This is a genomic window from Stenotrophomonas maltophilia group sp. RNC7 (assembly GCF_030910085.1).
Classification (GTDB): domain Bacteria; phylum Pseudomonadota; class Gammaproteobacteria; order Xanthomonadales; family Xanthomonadaceae; genus Stenotrophomonas; species Stenotrophomonas sepilia.
Genome location: NZ_JAVFVN010000647.1, coordinates 1 through 682, shown reverse-complemented (window position 1 = coordinate 682; position 682 = coordinate 1). Strand labels below are relative to the sequence as shown.

The window sequence follows — 682 nt, the reverse complement described above, 5'->3', positions numbered from 1 at the left end:
ATCTCCTTTCGTTATTCTTTTACAACTGCCATTATAAATCCATCGTACCCTTTACTTCCGACTGTTTGAAGCGCTATAGCACTTACACGTGGCTCAGCAGCATTAGCTCATAGAAGCGACGTATCCCTTGTACGCGAGGGTCATTACTCGTATTGTCAATCACTTCTCCTTCACGTACTACGTTATCCCCAATAATTACAGTACCAGGGCGTGATAGTTTCAGTGCCCATTCAAAATAAGCAGGGTTATTTTGTTTATCAGCGTCTATAAAGATAAAATCAAATGGTTCATACTTCTCATTTTCTATTTGTTGTAAAGAATCTAAAGCTAATCCTGTTCGCACTTCAACTCTATCATTCAAATTAGCGCGTTCAATATTGCTACGCGCAATGTCAGTATGCTTTTCTACTATCCACTTTTGATTATACCGAAAATTCTGTCTCATATGCAAAAAATAAAGAAGGGACATCTACTTCATTACAAAATAGATATCCCTTCTTTTGTTTATACATGTATCCCTTACGGATTAGTAGACCAAAGTCCTGCTGATTTAATAAATGTACGTTTATTTAATTTCAGCTGCGCTACGATAAACTCTGCAATATCTTCTGCTTGCATTACTTTATCCGGATTTCCGTCAGTTAATCCTAAATCAACAGCCATGTCTGTTGCTACTGTACTT

General features: G+C 37.1%; 1 protein-coding gene. It reads right to left on the bottom strand.

What is annotated here, in order from left to right:
* Positions 1 to 82: 82 nt before the first annotated feature.
* Positions 83 to 469 (bottom strand): class I SAM-dependent methyltransferase, encoded by a 387-nt coding sequence (locus RCF13_RS12825; protein WP_308141241.1) that lies wholly within the window; start codon positions 467 to 469, stop codon positions 83 to 85.
* Positions 470 to 682 lie beyond the last annotated feature (213 nt).

What these genes read in the sequence shown, in the direction of transcription:
- RCF13_RS12825 (WP_308141241.1), bottom strand. Translation starts at nt 469, where the DNA reads ATGTCCCTTCTTTATTTTTTGCATATGAGACAGAATTTTCGGTATAAT.